The organism is Pedobacter yonginensis (genome assembly GCF_003173595.1).
In the GTDB taxonomy this organism is placed as follows: Bacteria; Bacteroidota; Bacteroidia; order Sphingobacteriales; family Sphingobacteriaceae; genus Pedobacter; species Pedobacter yonginense.
Window position 1 is genome coordinate 184705 of record NZ_QGNZ01000002.1, and the last position, 25689, is coordinate 210393.

Annotated in this window: 18 protein-coding genes; 1 reads left to right on the forward strand and 17 read right to left on the reverse strand. The window is 38.7% G+C overall.

What is annotated here, in order from left to right; translation table 11 throughout:
- Positions 1–35: 35 nt before the first annotated feature.
- Positions 36–9446, reverse strand: a complete 9411-nt coding sequence (locus DHW03_RS07670; protein ID WP_165825389.1) for an Ig-like domain-containing protein — start codon at positions 9444–9446, stop codon at positions 36–38.
- Between the two features lie 230 nt (positions 9447–9676).
- Here DHW03_RS07670 and DHW03_RS07675 point away from each other — a divergent pair, with 230 nt between their 5' ends.
- Positions 9677–12259, forward strand: coding sequence for an NACHT domain-containing protein (locus tag DHW03_RS07675; protein ID WP_109925180.1), 2583 nt, complete (start codon positions 9677–9679; stop codon positions 12257–12259).
- A 313-nt stretch (positions 12260–12572) separates the two neighbouring features.
- On the opposite strand, the gene DHW03_RS07680 is transcribed toward DHW03_RS07675, so the two are convergent.
- The 16 genes from DHW03_RS07680 to DHW03_RS07755 all read right to left on the reverse strand — a co-directional run bounded on the left by DHW03_RS07680 (position 12573) and on the right by DHW03_RS07755 (position 25689).
- On the reverse strand, positions 12573–13412 hold the full coding sequence (locus tag DHW03_RS07680; protein ID WP_109925181.1) for an OmpA/MotB family protein: 840 nt from the start codon (positions 13410–13412) through the stop codon (positions 12573–12575).
- A 66-nt stretch (positions 13413–13478) separates the two neighbouring features.
- The gene (locus tag DHW03_RS07685; RefSeq protein WP_109925182.1) at positions 13479–14138 is read right to left on the reverse strand and encodes a DUF2461 domain-containing protein; all 660 of its coding nucleotides are present in this window, start codon (positions 14136–14138) and stop codon (positions 13479–13481) included.
- Positions 14139–14203: 65 nt separating this feature from the next.
- Positions 14204–14599, reverse strand: a complete 396-nt coding sequence (locus DHW03_RS07690) for a DUF983 domain-containing protein (protein ID WP_109925183.1) — start codon at positions 14597–14599, stop codon at positions 14204–14206.
- Between the two features lies 1 nt (position 14600).
- Positions 14601–14873, reverse strand: a complete 273-nt coding sequence (locus DHW03_RS07695; RefSeq protein ID WP_109925184.1) for a hypothetical protein — start codon at positions 14871–14873, stop codon at positions 14601–14603.
- A gap of 213 nt (positions 14874–15086) precedes the next feature.
- Positions 15087–15626, reverse strand: a complete 540-nt coding sequence (locus tag DHW03_RS07700; protein WP_109925185.1) for a DUF420 domain-containing protein — start codon at positions 15624–15626, stop codon at positions 15087–15089.
- A 44-nt stretch (positions 15627–15670) separates the two neighbouring features.
- Complete coding sequence (locus tag DHW03_RS07705; RefSeq protein ID WP_109925186.1) at positions 15671–16366, reverse strand: SCO family protein; 696 nt, start codon at positions 16364–16366, stop codon at positions 15671–15673.
- Positions 16366–16722, reverse strand: coding sequence for a cytochrome C oxidase subunit IV family protein (locus DHW03_RS07710; RefSeq protein WP_109925187.1), 357 nt, complete (start codon positions 16720–16722; stop codon positions 16366–16368). The genes DHW03_RS07705 and DHW03_RS07710 overlap by 1 nt, the downstream gene beginning before the upstream one ends.
- A gap of 25 nt (positions 16723–16747) precedes the next feature.
- Positions 16748–17455 carry a cytochrome c oxidase subunit 3 gene (locus tag DHW03_RS07715; RefSeq protein WP_109925188.1) on the reverse strand — a complete coding sequence of 236 codons (708 nt, stop codon included), beginning with the start codon at positions 17453–17455 and terminating at the stop codon, positions 16748–16750.
- 31 nt (positions 17456–17486) lie between these two features.
- A complete protein-coding gene (locus DHW03_RS07720) occupies positions 17487–18053 on the reverse strand; it encodes a cytochrome c oxidase subunit 3 (RefSeq protein ID WP_109925980.1) in 567 nt (188 codons plus the stop codon).
- A gap of 15 nt (positions 18054–18068) precedes the next feature.
- Positions 18069–18977: a heme o synthase gene (cyoE, locus tag DHW03_RS07725; protein WP_109925189.1), complete on the reverse strand. Its 909-nt coding sequence runs from the start codon at positions 18975–18977 to the stop codon at positions 18069–18071.
- Between the two features lie 11 nt (positions 18978–18988).
- Complete coding sequence (locus DHW03_RS07730) at positions 18989–20047, reverse strand: COX15/CtaA family protein (RefSeq protein ID WP_109925190.1); 1059 nt, start codon at positions 20045–20047, stop codon at positions 18989–18991.
- An 82-nt stretch (positions 20048–20129) separates the two neighbouring features.
- On the reverse strand, positions 20130–21917 hold the full coding sequence (locus tag DHW03_RS07735) for a cytochrome c oxidase subunit I (protein ID WP_109925191.1): 1788 nt from the start codon (positions 21915–21917) through the stop codon (positions 20130–20132).
- Between the two features lie 116 nt (positions 21918–22033).
- Entirely contained in the window at positions 22034–23260 is a 1227-nt protein-coding gene (locus tag DHW03_RS07740; protein WP_109925192.1) for a cytochrome c oxidase subunit II, read from the reverse strand.
- A gap of 70 nt (positions 23261–23330) precedes the next feature.
- Complete coding sequence (locus DHW03_RS07745) at positions 23331–24554, reverse strand: quinol:cytochrome C oxidoreductase (RefSeq protein WP_109925193.1); 1224 nt, start codon at positions 24552–24554, stop codon at positions 23331–23333.
- Between the two features lie 15 nt (positions 24555–24569).
- Entirely contained in the window at positions 24570–25181 is a 612-nt protein-coding gene (locus tag DHW03_RS07750; protein ID WP_109925194.1) for a c-type cytochrome, read from the reverse strand.
- A complete protein-coding gene (locus DHW03_RS07755; protein WP_109925195.1) occupies positions 25153–25689 on the reverse strand; it encodes a DUF3341 domain-containing protein in 537 nt (178 codons plus the stop codon). The genes DHW03_RS07750 and DHW03_RS07755 overlap by 29 nt, the downstream gene beginning before the upstream one ends.

Below are 25689 nucleotides of genomic sequence, written 5' to 3' on the forward strand. Positions count from 1 at the left end.
GTAGTTTTTCGATTTATAAATTAATCCGATCGTGGTTATCTTATTAAGGTTACTGTCCCCTTTTTCATCACACTTGTACCATCTGCAAATTTCACATCAACGATGTACACATACACACCTACAGGTTGATTAACGCCTTTGAAGGTTCCATCCCATCCATTTGCTACGTTATCTGATTGATAAATTAACTGTCCCCACTGGGTGTAAATGGTCATTCGGGCACTGGCGATGGTATTTCCATAAATTAGGAAGAGGTCGTTCTTTCCATCATTATTCGGCGTGAAAATATTTGGGATGTAAATCTCATTGCCCAGCGGGTTAGTGGCCTTGCCTGTAAAAGGTGCAGAATTTGCACTGGTTTGACAGTCAATTTGACCCTTTGCCCGAACAATCAAGGTTACACTCTGATCTGGTTTTAAGCCTGAAACTAAAAAGGTTGTACCTGCAGAGCCTGATGTTGGGGCTTGCCAACTTAAGCCGTTATCTGTTGATACTTCATAAGCGATTGCGCCTGATATTGCTGGCCATCCGAACGTGATGCTATTGGATGTTATTGCTTGAACGGACACTACTGGCCTATCCAACACTGGCAACACATTAACGGTTACTGCGGTTCTTGTTGGACTCGAACAACCGCCTAAGGCAACGCTTTCTACATAATAGGTTGTGGTGCTTGTTAAAGTTGGCGTGGTAAAAGTTACACCTTCTGCTAAAAATGCCCCACCAGAACTCGAAGCATACCATCTGTAAATCAGGTTGGCTAAAGGATTGTTCACGGTCAATATGGCTGTACTGCCTGAGCAGATTGGACTACTATTAACCGTTACTGAGCTTGGTGCAACAGGTACCGGTAGTGGCGAAACATTTACTGCTGTTCGTGATGTTGAGATACAAGAACCAGACGCCCCCTCTACGTAGTAGGTTACATTTGCTGTTATGGCTGGAGTGGTAAATGTTGTGCCAGTAGCCACTAATGTTCCTCCTGTAGCGGTTGTGTACCAGTTGTAAACAACCCCCGATTGTGGAGTGGACACGATTAAAATTGTCGAACTGCCTGTGCAGGTACTTACATTATTTGCTGAAACCGCTGGTACATTAGGCCTTGGATTAACGACTACCGTAACCTGAACTCTAGCGCTAGCCGTATTACAACCTGTTGCGTTAACTGCATTTACATAATAAGCTTTGGTTGCACTTAATGCAGGCGTAGTATAAGTTGTTCCAGTAAATAGCAAATTACCTCCTGTTGCTGCATCATACCATTCGTAGGTTATGCCTGCTTGTGGGTTTTGGATGGAGAGTGATGTAGCCTCGCCAGCGCAGATGTTGGTGCCTGTTGTTGATACAATAGGGTTTGATGGCAAGGCATTGACTGTAACACTTACCACTTTTGCATTACCTGGTGCATTTTCACATTTATTATCCCCTTTCACGGTAACGTAGTATGTGGTATTTACACTTAAGTTTGGCGTTACAAATGTTGCGCCTATAAACGATACATTGGTTAATGCAGCATCGGTGTACCAGGTAAATACAGGGTTGGTAACAGTTGGCGAACTGGCAGTTAAAGTGGTTGATGATCCGGCACAAATTACGGCATTATTGGCAATAATATCAGTTGTAGAGGCCAATGGATTAACCGTTACCGTTACCACCTTAGCGTTTGCTGGAGTGTTTTCGCACTTATTTGCACCCCTAACCGTTACGTAATAATTTGTAGTGGTGGTAACTGGAACCGTAAATGTTGGCCCTGTAAACACAACGTTTGTTAATGAAGCATCGCTATACCAAGTGAAGATTGGCTGTGTTACCGTTAAGCTTGATGCCATTAATACCGCTGAAGTGCCCGAACAGATTTGAGCATTGTTTAGGGTAATATCGGCCGCTGTGGCAAAGGCCTTAACTGTTACCGTTACAACTTTTGCATTGCTTGGCGCATTTTCACATTTATTATCGCCTTTTACCGTAACGTAGTATGTTGTGCTTACATTAAGAATTGGTGTATTAAACGTTACACCAACAAAGGCTACAGTGGTTAAGCTTGCATCACTGTACCAAGTAAATACTGGATTATTAACCGTTGAGCTTGAAGCGGATAAAACTGTTGATGAACCTTGGCAAATGGTTGTATTTCCACTTGCGGAGATGTCAGCATCTGTTGCTGAAGGATTAACCGTGACGGTGATTGCCTTAGCCGTAGCACTCGTATTTTCGCATCGGTTATCTCCTTTTACAGTTACATAATAGGTTGTGTTGGAAGATAAAACAGGGGTTGAAAATATTGACCCAACGTAAGCTACAGTGGTTAAGCCTGCATCACTGTACCAGGTAAATATTGGATTGATCACCGTAGTTGAGCTGGCGGTAAGCGTTACAGATGAACCTCCACACAATGTTGTGGCTCCCGATAAATTAATGTCTGAAGCCCCAGCAACAGGATTTATTGAGATGGTTACTTCTGCTGCATTACCAGCCGTATTGGCGCATTTATTGGATCCGTTAACGGTAACATAGTATTTAGTGGTTGCTGAAATTGCCGGCGTTGTATATACTGGGCCTGTAAATACAGTTGTTGTTAAGGCTGCATCGCTATACCAAGTAAATATTGGATTGTTAACTGTTGTACTGCTTGCTGTAAGTACAGCGACTCCCGATGTGCACAATGACGTATTTCCATTGATGGAAACATCTGATGCAGTTGCGGATGGGTTAACGGTAATCGAAATTTTTGTGCGCGCAGGATTTGTACAACTTGTGCCGCCAGCATTTACCGCTTCTACGTAATAATCATATATTCCGGGCGCTAGTGAAGCTGAAGTGGTGAAACTGCTATTGTTACTTACCAACAAATTTCCGGCCGTTGGCGCATCGTACCAATTATAAACTACACCACTACTGGCTTGAACACTTAATGTTGCAGGGGTGCCAATACAAGTTGTTAATGGGTTTCCTAGAGTAGGAACTGGTGGGGCTGGCGGGGCCACAACAGTTATTGTAATTACCGCTCCAGCCGTTTCGCAACCATTTGCGGTTGCTGTAACGGTGTAGTTATAACTTCCTGCGGCTAAACTCGCATCCGTTGTAAAGGTTGGCCCATCTTTACCCGCTTGGTAAGTTGTACCCAGATACCATTTATAGTTAAGGTTAGCTTGAGGGTTTTGAACACTTAATACGGCGGATGTTCCTTCACAAATATTGTTCACCGAGGCTTGAACCGTTGGAACAGGAATTGTTCTTTGGGCATAATTTAGATTTACAGAAGTTAATGCACCTAAAAGCCCTGAATTCAATCGAAGTTCAACTCCATCAAATTTTGCTGATGGAACAAAAGTTAATATTGCCCCGCTCCCATCACTTAATAAGTTTACACCGATTAATGGATTGTTTAAGCTCATTCCGTCATTGTTGCTCACCGCACCTTGAAAGGTAGTTACCACTAAACTTGGTAAAACTGAAAGTGATAACAACTTTCCAGGAGAGGTGATGCTTACTCTTAATGTATCTCCAACATTTGATAATCCTCCGGTAAAGCCAAGTTGTTGATAAACAGATCCACCAACAAACCCAACCGGAATGATTAAGCTAGACCCTGTATTCACATCATTATCTATTGCCAAGCCTGGATTAATAACCGATGCACCTATAGTACCAGCTGTTGCGCCTGTTGCTAGAGAAACGGTAGCCGCACCACATGGCGTAGGAACAGGGGTTCCATTTGGAATTACGGTTACAACAACCGAAGCTCTAGCATTTGTAGAACAACCACCTATTGTAGCTTCTATATAATAGGTTGTCGTACTCGATAGTTGTGGCGTTACAAAAGTATCGCCAGTAAACAATGAAGTGGTTGAAGTTGGACTATCATACCAGTTAAAAACAACCCCAGCGGTTGTAGAGGTGGCTTTTAATACGGCTACCGAACCACTGTTAATGGTAACCGCCGCTGGCGTAATCACTGGTGTATCTAAACCACCACCAGTTTGAATTGTGGCAGTTGCCCTAGCTGTGGAAACGCCGCAGCTATTGGTGGCCTCAACCGAATATGTTGTGTTTCCCGCAGCAATGTTGCTTATGGTAAAGGTGTCGCCATCTTTTCCTGCTTGATATACATTTGCTGCATCGTACCATTTATATACTATTCCTGCAACAGGGTTTTTTACCTGAAGTACTACGGTTTGACCTGCACAGGTTGAAACGTTTGGCGATAATAATTCTGGAGCTGCTGGTAGTGGATTAGCGGTTACGTTAACCACCGTTTTAGCACTCAGGCATCCAGATGCAGAAAGTGCAGCAACAAAATATTTCGTGTTCGCGGTTAATGTTGGGGTTGTGAAACTTACTCCATCTTTACCAGTTAAGTAAGTTCCAGAAGCATCAAACCATTGATACGTAAATCCTGCGGCTGGATTGCTTACTTCTAATAAAGCGGTATTACCGATGCAACCAGCAACATTTGCAGAAACCACTGTTGGGGCAACCAAAACACGTTGAGCATAGTTCAAATTGATTGAACTTAAGGCACCTACCACACCAGAATTTAATCGTAGTTCCACACCATCAAATGGTACTGTTGGAACGAAGGTGATTAACGCTTGCGTATTCCCGTTCAATAATTGAACATTCAGGAGCGTGTTGTTGAGAAATCTCGAATCTGCATTGCTCGTTGTTCCGTTAAAGGTAGTTACCTGAGCATTGCCCAAAAGAGCCAGAGAAAGTAATCTACCTGGCGATGAAACCAATACTTTTACCGTATCGCCAACTCTTGAAAGCGAACCAAAACCCAAATATTGATATACCGAAGCACCCAAAGCACCAACAGGCATAACTAATGATGATGCGGTTTGCGTATCTGTATCAATGGCTAAACCTGCATTAAACACACCCGCTAATAATGCCACCCCAGTTACTCCGTTGGCTTGTGAAATTGCAGCTTCACATGGAACAGGATTTGGCGTGATGGTTCCATCTACCGTAATGGTGATTTGAACTCTGTTAGCAGATGTACACCCATTGGAAGAAACCGACTCTACAAAATAAGTTGTGGTAGAGGTTAATGGTGGCGTTACATAAGTAGATCCTGTAAAAACCGAACTGGTAGAAGTAGCTGAAGTGTACCAATTAAAGGTAAGCCCTGCTTCTGAAGAAGTGGCGGTTAAAATTGCCGATTGCCCCGCACTTACGTTTGATGCCGATGCACTAACCATTGGCAAAGTCGGACGTGGATTAACCGTCACTGTCGCCACCGCACGAGTTGCACTTATACAAGTGCCTTGACTGCCCTCAACATAATAGTTTGTTGTTGCGGTGAGCGCTGGGGTAATAAACGTAGCTCCTGAAAACAAAAGTGTTCCTCCTGTAGCCGCATCATACCAGTTATAGGTTGTTGCTGGGTCGGGGTTATTAATGGATAGCGTAGTTGTAGCGCCTTCGCATGCACTTACAATTGGCGCCAATACAGGAACTGAGAGCACAGGTGTTACCGTTACAGTTACCGGGATGCGCGAGGCGTTTGCGCAGCCAGCTCTGCTCACTTCGATATAATAAGTTGTAGTTGTAGTTAAGGCTGGCGTGGTATATGAAGGGCCGTTGACTAATAAAGTCCCACCCGTAGGTGCATTATACCAATTCAAAGTTGTACCCCCATTTGCAGTTGCCGTTAATGTAGCGGTACTTCCCGAACAAATGGTTTGCGATCCTGCCGTGAAAGTTGGATCGGGATAAATTACGCTTGCACCATAAACATCTAAACTTGAAACTGCCGAAGCTAAACCATTAATTCGGACTTCAACACGATCGTAAGCACCGCCCGCAACCAATGTGGCCGCAAACCGACTTCCACCCAAAACCTGAAGATTTAATACTGATGAGTTTAATTGAACAGTCCGAACAACGTTATTTCCATTCAAAACATTTATAGTTATTCCACTAAGTACACCTAAGTCTAACAATCCAGATGGCAAACCTAAGTTTAAACGAATACTATCTGTTGCCAGTCCGATGGATGGAAAGTTGAGCTGTTGGTACCCTGCCGAACCTACACCAACGGCTAAAGTGATTCTTGTGAAGTTATTCGGATCTGCATCAATAGCATTTCCGGCATTGCTTACGCCACATAAAAGGCAGATGCCTGTAATGCCGCTGCTTTGGCTATTTGCTGTATTACAGGCGGTACTACCACCGCCATTAATTACCGTTACAGTTACCGGAACGCGACTTACACTTACACAGCCATTTGCAGTTATTGTTTCTACAAAGTAAGTGGTTGTGGTTGTTAATGTGGGGGTTGTAAAGCTTGCCCCTGTTGCCAATTGTGTTCCACCTGTTGCAGCATCAAACCATTTGATGGAATTTCCGGTATCTGTTGTTGCAGATAATGTAGTGCTTTGCCCGTTATTGATTATCTGGTTGTTTGTAGTAACCACCGCTAGATTTGCAGCAGGATTTATAGAAACCGTAACCGCAGTGCGGGCGCTTACTGCCGTTCCAGAAACAGCCTCAACATAAAAAACAGTTTGTGCATTAACTACTGGGCTTGTGAACACACCTGTATTATTTGTGGCAAGAGGATTATTTCCTGTAGATGAATACCAATTATAAGTTACACCTGCTTGCAAATTACTCACACTTAAGGTGGCTGAGCTGCCTGGACAAACCGTTGCTGCGGCTACAACAGGTGCATTAACCGTTACATTGATGCTATAATCGGTATTGATTTTATTGCCGTTCGCATCTGTTGCTGTTAAGGAAACAATATAGGTTCCACCCAAGGTTGGTGTGCCTGTAATTTCTCTAGTTGTGGTATTAAAATTTAATCCCGGAGGAAGATTTGTCGCTAAATAAGTATATGGCGCTGTTCCACCAGCTACCGCGGGTAAGGTTTGGGTTGGGTATGAGGTTCCAACAACACCATTTGCTAAGGTAGCAGGAGGTAATGACAATACCCCGTTTACCTTTAGCGGGTAGGTATTACTCGCCGTTCTGCCTTCGCTGTCTGTAACCGTCACGAAAACTGAATAATTACCTGCTTGGCTTGGTGTGCCAGTAATTGCTCTTGTTACAGGATCGAATGTTAATCCCGGCGGAAGATTTGTAGCAACGTAAGTATATGGTCCAACGCCACCTATTGCCGCAGGCGTGGTTTGAGTTGGATAAGCAACGCCTACATTTCCATCTGCTAAACTTGCATTTGGTAAGGATAGCGGATCGGTAATGGTAATGGAATAATTGGTTGTGACCGTTTTACCTGTGTTATCCGTAACCGTTACTGGAATGATAAATGTTCCAGCCAGCGTTGGCGTACCCGTAATTTCCCTCGTTGTAGGGTTGAACGATAAGCCCGCTGGCAAGCCAGTTGCCGAATAAGTGTATGGCAAGGTACCACCTGTTGCGATGGGAATAATTTGCGTAGTGTAGCTTGTTCCAGTGGTACCAGCAACTAGCGTAGCCGATGGCAATACCAAAGGATCGGTAATTTTAAGGGAGAAATTAGATGTAATTGTATTTCCGTTTGCATCAGTTACCGTAACTGGAATGGTATAATTACCGCTCTGAGTTGCTGTTCCGGTGATTTCCCGAGTTGTCGGATTGAAAAGTAAACCCGGGGGAAGTGCACTTGCCGAATAAATATAAGGTTCAGTTCCACCAGTTGCCAATGGAATGATCTGTGTTGGATACTGTGATCCAGTAATCCCATCAGGCAATGCCCCTGCTGTTAGCGCCAAAGTTTCGGCAACAATCAAAGTATAGTTAACAGTAGCTGTACAGTTTTTAGCATCGGTGGCGGTAACAGAAAAAGTATAAGTACCTGCTGCCGTTGTGGTACCCGAAATTAAACCACTATTGGATAGGCTTAAACCGGGGGGCAAACTGCTTCCATTTGTTAATCCATAACTATAAGCTGGAGTGCCGCCAGTGGCAACATCCAACTGTTTGGAGTAAGCAAATCCACTTGTTGCATTATTTAAGGTTGTTGTATTAAAAACAATTGCAGGATTTACGCTTACCATTACAGGTACCCGAAATGATTCAGCTGTACAACCCAGTTTACGGGCAGCAACATAACAGGTTGTGTTGCTTGTTAATAGAGGTGTATTGAAAGTGCCATTATAGGCAACGGTTGCTAAAGGAACTCCTCCGTCTGCTGCTGCATACCATAAAAGCTCATTTGTAATTAATGTGGTGGCCGTTAAAGCGGCAGAGCTGTTATAACAAGTTGTTACTAGATCACTGGCTGGTAAGGTAAAAGTCGGCCGGCCTGCAGATCTGGAGATTCCATATACCTGTATGGTTTGCGTTAAATTCGCATTCAATAGAGAAGATAGTGACACCCTAATCCGATCGAATGGCACACCGGGTGAAAAAGGGATGTTCGCAATTTGTCCTCCATTTAGTAATCCCAACAAATCAAGCCCCAACAAGTTAGCTGCCGATTGAGTATATACCTCAGTATTCCCATTATACGCGGTAACCCTGATGTTGTTTAAAACTCCAGCATTTAGCAAAGCTGAAGAAACGCTTAATCTTAAGTTAAAATCATCACCCGCATCTGATAAGGTATTGTAATAAAAATTCTGCCCAATAGATCCTGCAACACCTAACGCGCCTAAGCTTATGCGAGAAAATGTGGCCGGATTGGCATCAATTGCATTTTCTGGGTTGGTTACTCCTGCACCTCCAAGCCCTAAAGCATCTACCGTTAAACCTGTTCCATCAAAACTGGTAAAGGCAGCCTGGGCACAAACATCCGATCCTGAATTATAGAATGCGTAAAACACCTTAGTATTGTTGGCTGTGCTTACCAATAGTGATGCTGTTCTATCTCTTACGTAAATTCTATCATATACTTGGCTAGGCGTAATGGCAACATAAAAGTATCCATTGGCATCTTTTACCAAACGCAGGTTATTGTTAGAAAAAGCAGCAGAACTTGTTCCACTTAAAACCGTTGTACCAGTAGAGTTTCGTGCACCTATTTCAAATGTGTGGTCGCCCAAAGCAACATTGCCAACCACATTAGCCAGCAACCCGCCCAAATTACCTCCCAAAAGGGCATTTAGCACATCAGCATTAAAATCAATTCGAACGTAGGAAGTTTTTCCAGCTGGAACATCAGTAGGAAATTTTATTTCCAACTCACCACTATAAGCTGAAATGCCTAACGCTGCACCGCCATAAGACTTTACCGTTGCAAAGGTGGCATTATCGGGGCTTAAAGCATTATTGGCATTTTCTACTGTAAGGGTATTGTAGCAGGGTTGAAGATTTAATAAGCCGCAGCCTGTTAAAGATGAAACTGCGTTTGGGCTAACAGAACTAACCGTATTTGCATAAACTTTTGTTTGTGCATACGAATTTGATCTGATAAGCGTTAAAAAGATAACAACTGCAATAAAGTAAATACTGCAAATAATCCTTTTCAGAGATGGAGAGGTAAAATGTTTCATCATGTCAAGCATTTATATAGGTGATGCGTTGTGAAGTGCACAAGGTGTAAAGGCTATATTGTACACTTACATGACAAATCTACATTTACCCTAATGATGAATTTTATCCATTACTATTCATTCTATTTTTTCAAGTCTCCGTTCATTTCATTCATAGAATTGTTTCTTACCAAATTTGTTTCGCTGATTGTGAAATTATGATGACATTAGCATAAGTCATCTATCTATATTTAATGAAAACTAACGAGCTCCTTATAGAACTCAGGAAGTTTGTGCTTATCAAGTCAGGATTGAGGAATATCGACCCGGGGCATTGTAAGATAATTTCTGAGTATGTTTTTCAAGAAACTAAAAATTACGTCAGTGAAACAACTATTAAGCGTTTTTTTGGTTTTGCAAACACCTTACACAAATTTTCGTTATTTACCTTAAACAGCCTATCTCAATATATTGGCTATTCAAACTGGGAATCCTTTTGCTTGGATAAAGAAGGCGACATTGCTGATGTTCAAAGCGTTTGGCAGGATTTAAAACTTAAAACCCATGCCATTACCGAAATATCATTAATCGCCAAAAAAAATAATTCAGGTGTTCCTTTCAATACCACGGCCAGCAGAAGCTTCTTCTTTCCAGATTTTGATTACTTCCTAAAAAACAACTATCAGTTTACAACCATCAGTGCACAACCGGGGCATGGAAAATCCATCTTGATTGCACATATCGTAGAACACTTTTTCCATTCAGAAAACGCTTTATATAAGAACGACATCGTTCTACTCGTTAACTCGGCCAGTATTAACGCCATTATACAAAACGGACTGAGCCTTAAAGATTGGTTTTTAAAGGAATTTAAGTTCGGTAACGTTAGCGAACTCATTAGCTATTTCAAAAAAAATCCAGATAAAAGAGAAGGACGATTTGTTTTAATACTTGATGGAATTGATGAATACTTGCTAAAAAGCAGCTACTTTAAGGTTTTTACTGACTTTTTATACGGCATCGAAGAAAACAACTTTTTCAAGGTAGCCATCGGTTTAAGATCCAATACCTGGGTAAATCTTCAGCCTGTTATTACGGGCTCGGCTTTCTTAACTAAAACTTGGTATGAAGGTTTGTTTTATGATTCGGAAATTTTGAGTAATGTCCCTTTTTTAAATACGGATGAAATTCTTCACTCTTTAAGCCAAATTGAAGGCAAAATAATGACGAAGAACGACATCAACCCGTCGCTTCTAGAACAATTCAAAACGCCATTTTGGCTACAGGTATATTATAAAATTAAGCATGAAAATGAACTATTAGACCTTAAAAACCCATTATTAAGATATGAACTCATTCACTATTTTTTAGAGAAAAAAATATTTCTGGCAAAAAACAGCACCGAGAAGATATTCATCCTTAAAAAAATTAGCGATGCCATATCAGAAGGCAATAAGGGCCTTAGAGTTGCGAAAGAGAAAATTCTAAGCTATGCCACAATCTATCCAGAAATCTATCAAGAACTTATTTTAAGCGGAATAATTGTTGAAGAGAAAAGATTTACCACCGCCATACCAACAGAAATTGTTCGATTTTTGAATAACGATATTTATACCTACTTTATTTTTATCCAGCTCACCGAAAAATTTGACTACAAGCCTGACAAATCATTTTTTGAATACATCCATAAAACATATACAAACACCCTCCTCAGAGAACACATTCTAAATTGGACCATAAGATTTTGCATCAACAGAAACGAAGTTGAAGTACTAAAAAATATCTTAAAGCTGCCTTTTTCTAATGAGGAGAAGAATAAATCGTTTGATTTCATCTGTTATGTAGCCAAATATGAACTCAGCAAACCTACATCTAACTTTAATAAACAAACGATCGGATCAGAATTTATAGATATTATGGCTATGGGTAGAACCATGAGCACGCTATATAAAGAAACGATTAAAACCATATCGGATAAGGTACTGAATGAAGATGCACAAATCATGCTTCATATTATCGAATGCAACATCAACCTAATTGATATTGACAAAGGCGCATTAATGAATACCATGCACCTCCTAAAACGCAATTACAAACGCCTAAACGAACTTTTCCCGATTAATCCCTATGATTTAATTTTATACTTTTATAATAATTTGGTTGGTAAACCGAGCGAAAGCAAAACTTTAGAACAAAAGATTATTAAGCTTTGCCACGTAATAGATAAAAGCCCTGCCCAACGTAATGAAGATTTAACTACAGCAGAACTGCTAACGTTTAGATTGGTTTTGATTACCTTGTTTTCTCAGAAAAATTATGCCGAATCACACAGATTCACCATGGCCATCTTAAGCAAATATCCGAATATATTTTACATTAGGCATTCGGTGTTCTCGCCGTTCTTGCTCATTCACTTAGGACAAACCTATTTAAAGCTCAACTACTTTAAAAAAGCACAGCGTATCATTCAATTCCTTGATAAGATTATTAGTAGTGAATATACTTATTTCACCAATTTCATCATCACTTCTTTCAGTGTTTTTAAAGCCAATTTCTACAACTACACGCACAATTACGATCAAGCTTTAATTGAAGTAAATAATGGATTAAAAGTTGCTTCGGCACACGATTTCAAAATGTTCGAAGTTGCACTATTGCTCATCAAAATAGATGCTTTAAAGCATACTGATGCTAATGAAGAAGTTTCAAATGTAATCAAAGAGTTGTTGCATTTCCTATCTGTAAATAAAATAGCAATGCCAGATTATGCCAATTTGAATGGAGGAGAGTTTGACCACACGTTCAAAATCCTAAAATCTTACAGAAAGCATCAATAAAAGAGGCTGTATAATTATTTCAATAGATTTAGCGAACCAAATTAAGTTTTGAACCACCTTGGCGACCTAAAAACACCCAAAACAAAAGCAATTAAATATTCCTTCGATTAAATTTTCCTGTTCAGTGTACCTGATTAGTGGCTAGAATATAAACCTAAATAATCGTTTCAAATGTTTCACCTCATAATGTATCAGAGCAGAATATAAATATTCAGTAGCGAGAATGCCCTTAAAACCTTATTGATATTTGTTCCGAGAAAGTCTTTAGTCCCTCAGCTCCAAATGAGTTATAATACAGCCTTTATTTATAATTTTATTTAATCAGATTGTACAATTCGTCTAATTTCGGCGACAGCACAATTTCAATTCTTCTATTTTTACTTCTGCCCTCTGCGCTGGCATTAGAACCCAATGGTTGAAACTCGCCCTTTCCAGTAGCGGTCATTCTAACACTTTGTACTTTCTCGTTTTCAGTTAAATAGCGAACAACAGATGTGGCTCTGAGCACGCTCAAATCCCAGTTATCTTTAATCTGACCTAAATTATTGATCTTTTGGTTATCGGTATGCCCTTCAACTGCAATATTGATTTCTGGTTGCTGCTTTAACACATTGGCTAAAGAAGCCAAGGCTTGCTTACCTTTTTCATCAATAACGATACTTCCTGATGGGAATAGCAATTTATCTGTTAAGGAAACATAAACTTTACCATTCTTAATTTCTACGGTTAAACCATTTTTAGTAAAACCCAGCAAAGCTTGTTGAAGTTTCTCTTTAAGCGCATTTGTAGCTTCATCACGTTTGCGTAAAACCTCCTCAACCTCCTTTAACCGTTTTTCCCTTGCGGCTAAGTCGCCAGAAAGTTTGGTAATTTCCGAAGAAGAATTGTTTTTAAGCCTTTTGTAATTTGCATCCATATCATTGTAATCTTTCTGCAACTCACGGAGTTCCTCCGCCATCATTGAAGTATCCTTTTTCAACTTGGAAACTTCACCTTCAAGATTTTCAATTTTAACCAAGCCTTCATTAAAAGCCGTGTATAAAGAATCTTTTGTGCCCAATAATGCTTTATATTTTTTGGGCGAAAGAATTACGCAGGATGAAACTGATGAAATAAGGAGAAGTAATGCAAAAGCTAAAAAGGTATTTTTCATAGTGTAATTTCGAAGTTTTTGAATCAGCAAAAATCCTTTCGGATTTAAAACTGGTTCATTTGTTGGTTATTGATTAATTGCGTTTCGTAAAAATACAACTAATGGTTGTACCGTTTGAAAAGAACTTATTAACTTATTAATGAGATTTGGCTTAAAAAATTCTGCATCACTCAGCGCCATCGTGGCTTCAAAGCTTTTCAACTTCAAAAATTCTATGTTAGGATCTGTAGGGTCATATCCCTTTGGGGCGTTTTTTAAAGAATTGCCCACACCAAGCTTAAAATTATCTTTAAAATCTTTATTGTTGATGATTTCCTTAAAATCTTCAACATTGTAATCTATTTCTTGGCGAATGAGTTTTAAGTGGGGTGCCTCCGGCATCCAATATCCGCCTGCAAGGAAACTGCTTCCGGGTTGGATGTGAAGATAATAGCCCGGTTCGTTACTTCCCTTTTTAGTAGAAAACCAAATGCCGAAATTAGTTTTGTAAGGGTCTTTATTTTTGCTAAAGCGCACATCGCGATAAATACGCATCAAACTTTTCTTTGGATCGGCTTCTGCGGAAAGTGCCGGATCTACCTTTGCCAATTCTGGAATTATTGAAGCCACTAATGCTAGAACATCAGTTTTCGCCTCTTCATATCTTGATTTATTTTCTGCAAACCATTCGCGATTATTATTTTCTGCAACTTCTTTAATAAAATTGAGGGTTTCTTTTTTTAACATACGGATATGAATTGTATAATGGGTTAATCATAAGTTAACCGATATTGAAATTTAAAAAATTGAAATTATTGATCGTAGTAAGGCTTGTATTTGATATTTGGAGATAACACATGCAGCAGAATTATTCGGGAATATCGGTAATTGAATGGATAGAATAAAAAACAGCCCGCAAATATTACGATTAAATAGGTCCAAAAGGTGTTGTCCTCAAGCGGTCCACAAATTAGATAAGTTATAAAACTTGCGATAAGCATCTCAATTACATTCATGGCATAGCTCACATACATGGCCGCATAAAAATAACCGGGTTCAATTTCTATTCGTTGCGCACAATGACCACAAATTTCTTTGGTGTGCTGAATGTTCCAACCATACATACTGCCTGTAAATATATTTCCTCTTCGGCAATGTGGACATTTTGCATGTGCTATGGCATAAAGCTTTGAGGTTTTACCTGCCATGCTAGTTTAGGTTAAAGGGTTCGTTCTTCATGTTGAGATGAACGTTCTTCTTGCGGTATTTTTTATACCAAATTACACCTACAACCATCGCCATTAAATAAGGAATAGCCAATAGATATAAAACACCAGTATTTAATCCAGCAGAAACGGTATTGCCGTTTTTTACGCCCTGCTCAGCATTGATACTGCACATGGCGCACTGCGCATTAACTTCGCTAGAAACAGCAAGAGTTAAAGCAAATAGAAATAAGACAAAAATAATTTTCCTCTTCATTATTACAAATATACTGATTTAACTAAAGGAGCGGTTTAAAATTAATGTCATAAAAAAAAACCTGAAAATCTTTCTAGGCTTTTATTTAAGTGGACATTAGGGTATATCCAAAAACTAGGCTAGTAAGGTGGTTGGTGGTTTAACACGGATTGTCACGGATGGAGAAACCGTATCGTTATCGGATTTATTTAAAATTCACCTTGATCAGTTACCTTAATAGATATAATATGGCGATATCATTAAGTAAACAACTACACCCGTAACTGCTACATATAACCAAAGTGGAAAGGTGATTTTAGCAATCTTTTTATGTTTGTCAAAGCGTTGCGCCAATGCCCTAACATAAGTAACCAATACCAAAGGTATTATGGCTATTGACAACAAGATATGAGTTAAGAGAATAAAAAAATAAGCATATTTAATCGCACCTTCACCACCAAATTTAGTAGATGGCGTGGTCATGTGGTAAGCGATATACATCACCAAAAACAACAAAGAGCAACCTATTGCACTTTTCATTAAGTTTTGATGCAGTTGAATCTTCCCATTTTTTATCGCCCATACGGCGATGACTAACAAAATAGCTGTTAAACCGTTTATGGTTGCATAAATTGGCGGCAAGAGAGGCAGTGGCTTAGCATCAATGCCTAAATCCTTTAACTTAATTACGAATAATAAAGCTACTGCAACAGGTATGAAAATGGAGAGAACTATAATCCATTTACTGTATTTCTTTTCTATTGGCGTATTCATATCCTTAACTAAAACAACTACAATGTGTTTATTTTTATTGCTAATTACCGACCATCCTTTAAATTGCGCAAATCTTCTGCTACCAACACCTTAATTTCGTCGGTTAACTTGGCTTGTGCATCTGCATTGGTGGCTTCATAATAACCCCTAATTCTATGTTGATTATCTAAAAGAATCATTTGGTTACTGTAGATAAATTTAGATCCATTAGTTTCCTCGCTATGAATCACATCAAGCATTAAATCCTTCCTAATAAACGGGTAAACGCTTGTTGTATCGCCAGTAAGTAAATCCCATTTGCCAGCTTGGGCTTTGATCAAACGAGCATAACTAGAAATTTTATCTCGGTCGGTTGGATCAACCGATAGGCTAATGAATTTGATCAACCCATTTTTTTGATACTCTTCTACAAGTGCATTAACACTTTTTGCTACATCCTTAATTGGCGAGCCCGTATAGAATAAATTAAGAACGACAATTTTATTTTCGTAAGATTTCCAGTTAACAGCATCTGAGTTCTGATTAATCAGCTTAAAATCTCGAACAGTATGATAAATCGTATCTGGAATTTTTTTCCCTTTTACGCTATGGAACGTAGAAGCAACTTTCTTCTCGCCGTAAATTGGTAGGCTTTTATACCTGTTTTTTGCGAAGTGCGGCAATAAGTAAAAAAACAAAAATCCCGGTACAGCAAGTATGCTTACCAGGATTAGCGTTTTCGATATCGAAAATGATTTCATTAAAAGTTTTGGCTGTGGTGGAAAATAAATCCACCTTCAGTTAACATTAATACGATAAAGTATATAATGAAAACAAATGAAACTGTTAAGGCCAGCTGCAAACCTAGCTTTTCATATTTTAAGTGCATAAAATAAGCAACAATATAAAATGCTTTCAATAAGGTTAAAATGATATAAACATAGTTACCAATTTGCTGTGTCATAAATCCCTTAGGAATTAAAACCAATGCAATGATGAATTCAATAACTGTGATTAATAATAATATTCCGAATACTTTCCAGATTTTGCCTTTCGATAAACCTGCGTGTTCTTCGTGTCCGTGCTCTTCTGGGCTATGTACGTTATGTTCTGACATGATAATATTTTTAGATAATGATAAGTTAAACTAAATAGAAGAATGTGAATACAAACACCCAAACTAAATCTACAAAGTGCCAGTATAAACCAACTTTCTCCACCATTAGGTAATGTCCTTTTCTCTCGAAAGTACCGTTAATGGTCATAATTAAGATGATGATATTGATTAATACACCCGTAAATACGTGGAAACCGTGAAAACCAGTGATTGTAAAAAACAAATTGGCAAATTGTTGTGCTGCCACTAAAGAAACTGGACCGTTAAAGAATTGCTTTAATTCTTCAGCAGATGGAATCTCTCCCCATCCGAATCCTTCGTGAAACAAGTGCGTCCATTCTATTGCTTGACAGCCTAAGAACATGAAACCACCAATAATGGTTGCAATCATCCAGCCAATAACTTCTTTTTTAGAACGTCTGTGTCCAGCTTCTACAGCCAATACCATCGTTACAGAACTCATAATCAAAATGAATGTCATGATACCAACGAATACCAAAGGAGCACCGTGTTCTACAACGCCAGGGATTGATTGAAAAACTTTATCTGGAGCTGGCCAGGTTAATTTAGAAAAACGCTGAGCGCCATAATAAATCAAAAGTGATGAAAAGGTAAAAGCATCTGATAAAAGGAAAAACCACATCATTATTTTACCATATTCTACCGACCAGGGAGAACGACCACCATTCCATGGTCCGGTTTTAACTTGATCTAATTGTGATACTGTATTCATTTGGAAATAGTATAATAGTTTGTTAACAAATTTAACGGTTCAAAAGTAAAAAAACATACAGATATATCCATAATATATCTATAAAATGCCAAAAAATAGAAGCAATCTCCATACGGAATTGACTCTTAACAAGCGGAATATTTTTATAGCTACCAACTAACGTGCTGATAATTAATGCAACACCTGCAATAATATGCAATAAGTGCATTCCAGAAACAATGTAAATAAAGGAGATCGCTGCGTTGTTACCCACTAAGGTAGCACCCGTTTTAACCATACTGCCCCATGCATTAAACTGCATAAAACCAAAACTAATGGCCAAAACAACGGTTATCCAAAGCATCCTTCTTTGCAAGCTAAAGTTTAATTTGCGTAGTGCTCTAGAAGCCAACATCAGCGTTATGCTACTCGCGATGATGACCAAGCTGCTATAAATAAAGGCATCAGGTAAAACCAAGCCGTGTCCCTTACCTTTAGAAGCTGCGAAAACCAAATAATAACTGGTAAAACCACCAAACATGATGGTGGATGATACCACAAACAGCCAGACGATAAATTTTCTGGGTTTTGGATCAAAGGTATCTTGAATATTTGCCATTGCTAAAATCATAAATTATTTCGCGATAAAATTTAATAATAAGCCCAACTGCACTGCTGGGATGTAAAAAAATGAACAGAACATTACACGTTTCGCATCCACTAGCTGTCTGTTCAATAAAAGTTTAAATGCCAACCAGCTAAAAATAACCCCCGCAATTATTGATAATGCGGCGATATAATAACCACCAAAACCATAAAAGGTTGGCAACAAGCTTACAGGTATTAATATCAATGTGCTCAAAAATGTCATTAAAGCGGTTATTTTATCCCGTTTCTTTGTCGGTAGCAATCTGAAACCTGCCTTCTTATAGTCATCATCCAAAACCCAGGCAATTGCCCAGAAATGCGGAAATTGCCACACAAATTGAATCAGAAATAATATTCCAGCGATGTAATAATCAATCTCATGAAACATTTCTGCCTTCAAACTACCAAATGCAGCCAAATACCCAATAAGTGGAGGCAATGCCCCTGGTATGGCTCCAACAAAAACTGCAATTGGAGATTTTCTTTTTAACGGGGTATAAGCAAAAGCGTACAATAAGATAGAAAATACTGAAAGTAATCCTGTTTCCAGATTAAGCTTACCCAGTAACCATGTTCCTAAGAAAGCCATAAATACCCCTAAAATTAACCCCTGTCCAGTTGTCATTCTACCCGCTGGCATTGGGCGATCTTTGGTTCGAGCCATCAACTTATCCAAGTCTTTCTCAATAATTTCATTAAAACAATTCGCTGCGGCTGTAACTAAAAAACCTCCAGCAATTAAAATAAGCCAGTTCCCCCAATCAATAGAAGGAATATTACCTCTTCCAACTTGCATTTTTTGACCAATCAAAAAAGAGATCGATGCAGAAAATACAACGGTAAAGCTCAGTCTGAACTTCACTAGCTTAGAAAAATCAGAAATAAATTGTTTCAATTCCCTTTATATTATTGCTTATAAGTACTTGTTCGATAAACCAACAGGTACAAATAAAATTGTAAACTAAATAACAGCGTAGAAAACAAAATATGTAAAGCTTGCGCCGCCGGTGGAAAAGCTATGTATGCCAATGCAAAACCACTTAATAATTGGATGAGGAGCGTAATCAATATAAACCTTGCTGTTAATAATGGTGCTGCCTTTCCACTAAACCGATCAATCACCATTTTATAAACGATGGCATTTGAGATGATAACCAAAATTGCCAGATCTCTATGGTAAGAAAAAATACTGCCTACCTTCGTAATCCAAACTGACCTGCTACCATACAGGAAGGATTTTGCTATCACATCAATCGATTCCCTTACTTCGGTACCCACAATAATTTGAGCGATACTTAACAATACGGTAAAGAACAAAAATCCCTTAAGCCACAATATCCGATACATAATCACTGAAGGCGCCTTATGTAACTGCTTTGCGTAATTATAAGTGTAAATGGATATGCCTAAAATAACCAGTGCCAGCAGCATATGTACGGTTACAATCCACTGGGCCAAATTGGTTGATACCACAACTGAACCCAACCACGCTTGGTAGCCAACTACCAAAATGTTAATGATGCTGAGCACAACTATTCTTTTAGCTGTTTTTTTATAAGCAAAAGAATAAACTGCGGTAAGCAACAACAGTATCCCAACTAATGCACCCAGTAACCGGTTCACATATTCCGTCCATGTTTTTGCCGGGTTGAATTCTTCTGGTACCGTAATGCTCTTGTCTTTTCTGATACTGTCTGCTAAAGCAACTTTACCCATACTTTCTAAGTATTTTGCAAAGCGCTCATTCTTTTTTATCCTGCCCGCTACATATTTCTCCTTGTAATTAGCAGGGAGTTCGGATGCACTTGTTGGCGGAATATACCGATCAAAGCACTTCGGCCAATCAGGGCATCCCATGCCAGAACCCGTACTGCGAACAATACCTCCTGCTAAAATAACCAATAGTGTAACTATTATGGTTATCAGATTTATCCTAATGAAACGTTGTTCTGATCTACTGATCATATATCTTAAAGATGAAAAAGGGGTATCTGGATAAGCAGAAACTTAATCAGATACCCCTTCTTAGTTTTGTTAAGCTTTTAAACTAGCCCTTATTTTCTACAACTGGATTGGCGATTTCCCAATCTTGTTGTATTTTCTCTGCTTCAGCATTTCCTTCAAAATCGTGAGGCAAGTTTGAGCTCATGGTTTGAGAGAAAGGAACTGTTTGAGGAATAAAGTCAGCATCATGACCAGGTTTGCTATAATCATATGGCCATCTGTAAACGGTTGGGATTTCTCCTGGCCAGTTTCCATGTAAATGTTCTACAGGAGCTGTCCATTCTAATGTATTTGATTCCCATGGATTTTGAGGTGCAACTTTTCCTTTGAAAATAGAATAGAAGAAGTTAAATAAGAATGCTACCTGCGCCAATGCTGCCAAAATAGCTGCCCATGTTACAAAAACATTTACAGTTAACCATTTTTTCATGAATTCAAATTCAGTGAAAGCATAATAACGGCGAGGCACACCATCTAAACCTAAAAAGTGTAATGGGAAGAATACCAAATAAGCGGCTATAAATGTTAACCAGAAATGTAGATATCCAAGTTTTGCGTTCATCATTTTTCCAAACATTTTTGGAAACCAGTGATAAACACCCGCAAGCATACCAAAAATAGCTGCTGATCCCATTACCAAGTGGAAGTGGGCAACAACAAAGTAAGTATCATGTAAGTTAATATCCAATGAAGCGTTACCTAAGAAAATACCGGTTAAACCTCCTGAAATAAAGAACGATACCAAACCAATTGCAAACAACATTGCTGGAGTGAAACGGATATTACCACGCCATAATGTAGCTAGGTAGTTGAACGTTTTTACCGCTGATGGAACAGCAATAATCAAAGTTGTTATCATAAACACACCACCCAACAACGGATTCATACCCGTTACAAACATATGGTGACCCCATACGATGAAGGATAGTACGGTAATACCAATTAATGAGTAAACCATTGCATGGTAACCAAATATTGGCTTACGTGAGTTTACTGAAATTACTTCTGATGAGATCCCCAATGCTGGCATAATTACAATATATACCTCAGGGTGACCTAAGAACCAAAATAAGTGTTGCCATAAAATCGGAGAACCACCTTCGTTAGGTAAAATGGTAGTACCCATAACGATATCAGACAAGTAGAAACTCGTTCCGAAACTACGGTCAAATACCAATAAAACTACACCAGCAACCAATACTGGGAAAGATAATATACCTAGGATAGCCGTTAAGAAGAATGCCCAAATGGTTAATGGCATTTTCCAAAGATCCATACCTTTGGTACGCATGTTTAATATTGTACTTACGTAATTGATACCACCCATTAATGAAGATGCTACGAAAAGCACCATACTCACTAACCATAGCGTCATACCTAAGCCTGAACCTGGTATTGCTGTTGGTAATGCAGATAGCGGAGGATAAACTGTCCAACCACCAGATGCAGGTCCGGTTTGAATGAAGAATGATGACATCATAACCACACAGGCCATAAAGAAAAACCAGTATGAAAGCATGTTCAAGAATGGCGATGCCATATCTCTTGCACCAATCTGCAATGGTATGAGTAGGTTACTAAATGTACCACTTAATCCAGCTGTTAATACAAAGAATACCATGATGGTACCATGAATCGTAACCAATGCCAGATAAAAATCTGATTTGATACGACCACCTTCTGCCCATTTACCTAAGAAAGTTTCTAGGAATGGAAAATTCTTATCAGGCCATGCTAACTGGATACGGAATAATATGGATAAGCCCATGGCAATAACAGCCATGATGATACCTGTAATTAGGAATTGCTTAGCAATCATCTTGTGGTCCATACTGAAGATGTACTTTGAAATCAAAGTCTCCTTATGGTGTCCATGATCAGCGTGATCGTGATTGTGTTCGTCGTGTAATGCTATTGTTGACATAATTCTTTCGCTCTGCATTAATATTATTTATTTAAAGCCATTTGGTTAGTTTTTACGGCTGCTGTATCCTTAGCTGCTGTATCTGCAACCGATTTGATTGGTGCAGGTGCCACTGGCAAATTAAATTGTTTTCTTAAATCGTCATTTAAGTAGGTTTTCTGTTTAGCTAACCATTCTTCGTATTCCTTTTCAGAAACTACACGAACATCCTTCTGCATGTTGTAGTGACCAGCACCGCAAATTTTTGCACAAAAGAAAAGGAACTTGAAGTTAGGATCGTTCGTTTCCTCTTGCATTTGAGCAGTAGTTTTCGTTGGTGTGAATTCGAAAATGGTTTGCATACCAGGCACAGTATTCAATTGAACTCTGAAATGTGGCATGTAAAAACTGTGGATTACATCTTTACTATTCAAAATCAACTTAATCGGCTTATTAACTGGAATGACCATTTCATCAGCCAATAAATCGTCGCGAGATTTTAAATCACTAAAATCGATACCTAACGTATTACTAGCTGTAGTTAACTTATAGTTTCTATGACCTACAATACCATCAGCTCCTGGGTAACGAATAGACCATTTAAACTGCTCAGACGTTACTTCAATTTGAAGTGGCTTATGATTTGGATCTTCAGGTTTGAAGAAGATTGATCTCCAAGTTAAGAATCCCATCAATACCAATACGGTTAAAACCAATGCAGGAACAATAGTCCAGATTTTTTCGATCGTGTTATTGTGTGGATAGTAGTAAGCTTTTCTTTTTGCAGAATATTTGTAGATGTAAGAAAATCCAAATAACAAAATGTGTGTTGCAATGAAAACGATGGTTGTAATGATCAATGTTAAATTGAACATATCATCAATACGCTTTCCGTGAACAGAGGCAGCATCTGGAAGCAACATGGCCCCATGAACTGTATATTCCCAATACACACCATATAAACCTAAAACTAAGAATAATGCAAACAAACTAGAATTTACTCTATTCCAGTTAATTCCACCCTCTTTGCCTTGCGCCTCACGGCTCAATTCATAAACCTTTAGGGCTTTACCCACAATTGCTATGAATAAACAAACTGCAAGGAAAACCAGAATATAAAATATAACTGATTTATAAACCTCGCCCATATCAACCTTAGGTGCCGCCGCTGCTGCTGCATCTTGTGCAAATGCTCTGGTGTTTGCAAAAACAGTAAGTAATACTGCTAAAGCTGCGGTCGTTTTATTCGTGATAAACTTTCTTAAACTCATTTTCTTAAAAGTAGTACGCCGTACTTCTATTATAATAATAATTAAATATTTGCCCTTATGTAGTCACCAATTAAAGCTGGTGATGCAAACTTTCTTGTAATAATGGGTGATTCTTCGCTATTAACGGCTTTTTACTAAGCGAAGTTAAAACCGTAAAGGTAAACAATCCTACAAAACCTATTGCTGTACCAATTTCTACAATTCCGAAACCATTGTGTCCGTCTTCAACTGCACCCGGCATAATCATTTGGTAGTAATCTACCCAGTGACCTAACAATACCACAATTGCAACGAACAAAAGCTTCTTATCTGTTCTCTTATTATCTCTGTCCATTAATAATAGTACTGGAGCAAGGAAATTCATTGCAAGGTTTAAGAAGAACCAAAATTTGTAATACTCGAAACGCTTATAGAAATAAACAGTTTCTTCAGGCATGTTTGCATAATAGATTAATAAGAACTGTGCAAACCAAACGTAAGTCCAGAAAATAGAGAAACCAAATATGAACTGACCCAAGTTATGCAAGTGACTGTTATTAACCCATTGCATGTAACCTGCTCTTCTTAACAAAATTAAGATGATCGCTATTGTTGCTAAACTACTTACCCACATTGCTGCGAAGTTATACCAACCAAACATGGTTGAGAACCAGTGAGCTTCTAATGACATCACTGTATCAAAAGCAAAAATTGGTGTAGTGAAACCGTAGATTACTAAAAAGATACAAGCGTTTTTAAAGCTCTTTCTGTAAGAATTTAATCCTCCAGCTAAATCCTCATTGTATGAATACTTAACGAAAAGCATAGAGAAGATGCTATACACACCTAAAAACACAACCTGACGGCCTAAAAAGAAAGGAACGTTCAAGAATACGGATTTACCAGCAATAATTGCATCGTAATTAGGGCTGTTTACATCTGTTAAACCATCTGCATGCCAGTGGTGGTATAAGTTATGTGTGTATAAACCTGCTGAAATAATAACAACAAGGATAATTGCAGCAATAGGCAATGTTTTTGCCATAGCCTGTGGTACGCGTAAGATTGATGCAGACCATCCTGCTTGAGCTACATATTGAACAGCTAGGAAAAATGTACCCGACATACAAACGCATGCAAAGTAATATCCCATAAGTAACAGGTTGGCAAAAGTACGCTCATGCATTACCTTATCGCCAGCTAAGAAACCGTAAGCAATAGCAGCGATACCTAAAACGATACCTACTATGCTTAAAGTTTTTACTTTTCCTGTAAACTCAAATTGTTCACTAAAATTAATATTGTGAGTTCCCATTTATATTCTGTTTACTTATTGTCCTTTTTGTACCTGTAATTGTTTAACATACATCACAACTTTCCAACGATCCGTTGGAGTAATTTGCGAAGCATGCGAACCCATGTTATTTACACCATAAGTTATCGTGTGGTAGATTTTTCCATCATTCAAATCAGCCATTGCGCCGCCTCTTGATGAACTGCCTTCGTAATAGGAAGGAACACCACTAAATTTCTCAATTTTAACTAAATGTCCTTGTCCATCACCTTTATCACCATGACAAGGGCTGCAGAATACAGTAAACAAGTGTTTACCATCTGCAAGGTTTAGTGTATCTACAGGTAATGGATTAACCATGCTTACACCTGCTGCTTCATATCCTTCTTTTGTATTTGGATATTCATCATACTCTGTAAAACCTACTGGTTTTGTGTGTGCAGGTGGTACCTGTGCAGTTTTACCATCTTTAAAATTCTTATTCGGTTGATCTGGATTGTAAGCAATCGGATCATACATATTCCTGGCATATTCTAACCCAGTACTACGTTTATCTTTACATGCTGAGAATGTAGCTACAAAAGCAATAGCTAAAAGCGCAGTGTAAACAAATTTATTCCTATTCATAGCTAATGTACTTCCTTTCATTATACTTTACTTCTAAAGCACCAGCGTTTTTTAATAATTGATCAATTACGGTATGCTCAGCGTTTTCTTTTGCATCAACTGCAATAACAAAGCGATCATCGGTTGCACGAAGATCCATTACTCTTGGAGCTCTTCCTGGAAATAAATGTGTTGAAGCATAGTAAGTTAAAACCATACCGAAAGCACAAAATAACACCGTTAACTCGAACATTATCGGAATAAAATCCGGCAATGCGAATGATGGCTTACCACCAATGTTTACTCTCCAATCGATAACTGCGCAAAAATAAATTAATGCGAAGGCTGCACAGGTTCCTGTAATACCAAAGCAGAATGCTGCAATATCAATTCTTGATCTTTTAACGCCCAATTTGGCTTCTATTCCGTGTATAGGCATTGGAGTATATACATCATGAATACTGATGTTATTTTCCTGAAGCTTCTCGATGCCGTGCATCATTTCATCAGGATCACCAAAACTGCCTAAAATATATTTGATATCACTCAT

What these genes read in the sequence shown, in the direction of transcription:
- DHW03_RS07680 (WP_109925181.1), bottom strand. Translation starts at nt 13,412, where the DNA reads ATGAAAAATACCTTTTTAGCTTTTGCATTACTTCTCCTTATTTCATCA.
- DHW03_RS07730 (WP_109925190.1), bottom strand. Translation starts at nt 20,047, where the DNA reads ATGATCAGTAGATCAGAACAACGTTTCATTAGGATAAATCTGATAACC.
- DHW03_RS07685 (WP_109925182.1), bottom strand. Translation starts at nt 14,138, where the DNA reads ATGTTAAAAAAAGAAACCCTCAATTTTATTAAAGAAGTTGCAGAAAAT.
- DHW03_RS07735 (WP_109925191.1), bottom strand. Translation starts at nt 21,917, where the DNA reads ATGGACCACAAGATGATTGCTAAGCAATTCCTAATTACAGGTATCATC.
- DHW03_RS07750 (WP_109925194.1), bottom strand. Translation starts at nt 25,181, where the DNA reads ATGAAAGGAAGTACATTAGCTATGAATAGGAATAAATTTGTTTACACT.
- DHW03_RS07715 (WP_109925188.1), bottom strand. Translation starts at nt 17,455, where the DNA reads ATGAATACAGTATCACAATTAGATCAAGTTAAAACCGGACCATGGAAT.
- DHW03_RS07710 (WP_109925187.1), bottom strand. Translation starts at nt 16,722, where the DNA reads ATGTCAGAACATAACGTACATAGCCCAGAAGAGCACGGACACGAAGAA.
- DHW03_RS07700 (WP_109925185.1), bottom strand. Translation starts at nt 15,626, where the DNA reads ATGAATACGCCAATAGAAAAGAAATACAGTAAATGGATTATAGTTCTC.
- DHW03_RS07695 (WP_109925184.1), bottom strand. Translation starts at nt 14,873, where the DNA reads ATGAAGAGGAAAATTATTTTTGTCTTATTTCTATTTGCTTTAACTCTT.
- DHW03_RS07720 (WP_109925980.1), bottom strand. Translation starts at nt 18,053, where the DNA reads ATGGCAAATATTCAAGATACCTTTGATCCAAAACCCAGAAAATTTATC.
- DHW03_RS07740 (WP_109925192.1), bottom strand. Translation starts at nt 23,260, where the DNA reads ATGAGTTTAAGAAAGTTTATCACGAATAAAACGACCGCAGCTTTAGCA.
- DHW03_RS07675 (WP_109925180.1), top strand. Translation starts at nt 9,677, where the DNA reads ATGAAAACTAACGAGCTCCTTATAGAACTCAGGAAGTTTGTGCTTATC.
- DHW03_RS07670 (WP_165825389.1), bottom strand. Translation starts at nt 9,446, where the DNA reads ATGATGAAACATTTTACCTCTCCATCTCTGAAAAGGATTATTTGCAGT.
- DHW03_RS07690 (WP_109925183.1), bottom strand. Translation starts at nt 14,599, where the DNA reads ATGGCAGGTAAAACCTCAAAGCTTTATGCCATAGCACATGCAAAATGT.
- DHW03_RS07745 (WP_109925193.1), bottom strand. Translation starts at nt 24,554, where the DNA reads ATGGGAACTCACAATATTAATTTTAGTGAACAATTTGAGTTTACAGGA.
- DHW03_RS07705 (WP_109925186.1), bottom strand. Translation starts at nt 16,366, where the DNA reads ATGAAATCATTTTCGATATCGAAAACGCTAATCCTGGTAAGCATACTT.
- DHW03_RS07755 (WP_109925195.1), bottom strand. Translation starts at nt 25,689, where the DNA reads ATGAGTGATATCAAATATATTTTAGGCAGTTTTGGTGATCCTGATGAA.